This is a genomic window from Fictibacillus nanhaiensis, from assembly GCF_042686385.1.
Classification (GTDB): Bacteria; Bacillota; Bacilli; order Bacillales; family Fictibacillaceae; genus Fictibacillus; species Fictibacillus nanhaiensis.
Window position 1 is genome coordinate 1 of record NZ_JBHUPF010000010.1, and the last position, 1,330, is coordinate 1,330.

General features: G+C 46.8%; 9 tRNA genes and 1 rRNA gene. All 10 read left to right on the forward strand.

Annotated features, from left to right (window positions below):
* Positions 1-224: 224 nt before the first annotated feature.
* The 10 genes from rrf (at position 225) to ACFS5O_RS19375 (ending at position 1,165) form a co-directional block, all read left to right on the forward strand.
* Positions 225-340: ribosomal RNA gene (rrf, locus tag ACFS5O_RS19330) — 5S ribosomal RNA — on the forward strand.
* Positions 341-352: 12 nt separating this feature from the next.
* Positions 353-428 (forward strand) — tRNA-Val (locus ACFS5O_RS19335).
* A gap of 13 nt (positions 429-441) precedes the next feature.
* A tRNA-Thr gene (locus ACFS5O_RS19340) sits at positions 442-517 on the forward strand.
* Positions 518-525: 8 nt separating this feature from the next.
* A tRNA-Lys gene (locus ACFS5O_RS19345) sits at positions 526-601 on the forward strand.
* 9 nt (positions 602-610) lie between these two features.
* Positions 611-694: transfer RNA gene (locus ACFS5O_RS19350), tRNA-Leu, on the forward strand.
* Positions 695-721: 27 nt separating this feature from the next.
* Positions 722-796, forward strand: a tRNA-Gly gene (locus ACFS5O_RS19355).
* A 14-nt stretch (positions 797-810) separates the two neighbouring features.
* Positions 811-899, forward strand: a tRNA-Leu gene (locus ACFS5O_RS19360).
* Between the two features lie 7 nt (positions 900-906).
* A tRNA-Arg gene (locus ACFS5O_RS19365) sits at positions 907-983 on the forward strand.
* A gap of 9 nt (positions 984-992) precedes the next feature.
* A tRNA-Pro gene (locus ACFS5O_RS19370) sits at positions 993-1,069 on the forward strand.
* A 20-nt stretch (positions 1,070-1,089) separates the two neighbouring features.
* Positions 1,090-1,165 (forward strand) — tRNA-Ala (locus ACFS5O_RS19375).
* Positions 1,166-1,330 lie beyond the last annotated feature (165 nt).

Consider the following 1,330-nt stretch of genomic DNA (forward strand, 5'->3'; position numbering starts at 1 on the left):
ATGATGAGGTTGATAGGTCTGGTGTGGAAGCGTGGTGACACGTGGAGCTGACAGATACTAATCGGTCGAGGGCTTATCCTTAAAATGCATAACGTTTGGAAACGTCGTATCTAGTTTTGAGAGAACAAAAAAATGATGAAAATCATTAAAAATTTCTCTTGCTTTTACGAATTACATAGAGTATAATTTTATCTTGTCGAGATAAAAATAACTCGCTAATCTGGTCTAGTGATGATGGCAAAGAGGTCACACCCGTTCCCATACCGAACACGGAAGTTAAGCTCTTTAGCGCCGATGGTAGTTGGGGGTTTCCCCCTGTTAGAGTAGGACGTCGCTAGGCTAGATATAAAATGGAGGATTAGCTCAGCTGGGAGAGCACCTGCCTTACAAGCAGGGGGTCGGCGGTTCGAACCCGTCATCCTCCACCATTTATTCTTACTTGCCGGTTTAGCTCAATTGGTAGAGCAACTGACTTGTAATCAGTAGGTTGGGGGTTCAAGTCCTCTAGCCGGCACCATTTTGCACGAGCCATTAGCTCAGTTGGTAGAGCATCTGACTTTTAATCAGAGGGTCGAAGGTTCGAGTCCTTCATGGCTCACCATTTATACACGCGGGTGTGGCGGAATTGGCAGACGCGCTAGACTTAGGATCTAGTGTCTTTGACGTGGGGGTTCGAGTCCCTTCACCCGCACCAATTTCCATTTGATAAATAAATAAGTTTGCGGAAGTAGTTCAGTGGTAGAATACAACCTTGCCAAGGTTGGGGTCGCGGGTTCGAATCCCGTCTTCCGCTCCAAAGTTATTGTATGTGCCGGGGTGGCGGAACTGGCAGACGCACAGGACTTAAAATCCTGCGGTAGGTGACTACCGTACCGGTTCGATTCCGGTCCTCGGCACCACATACATGCGCCCTTAGCTCAGCTGGATAGAGTGTTTGACTACGAATCAAAAGGTCGGGAGTTCGAATCTCTCAGGGCGCGCCATGTTTTTTACGGGAAGTGGCTCAGCTTGGTAGAGCACCTGGTTTGGGACCAGGGGGTCGCAGGTTCAAATCCTGTCTTCCCGACCATTATAACGAATATGTTATTTGGGGCTTTAGCTCAGCTGGGAGAGCGCCTGCCTTGCACGCAGGAGGTCAGCGGTTCGATCCCGCTAAGCTCCACCATTTTCAGAAAATGTTTCTGACATTTTCTTTTTTATTGCAAAAAAGTTCTTTGAAAACTGAACAAAAGAAATAGGTAAGGAATTAAGAATTAATTCCGTCAGTTTTAAAAACGAGCAAGACAAACACTTTTATGGAGAGTTTGATCCTGGCTCAGGATGAACGCTG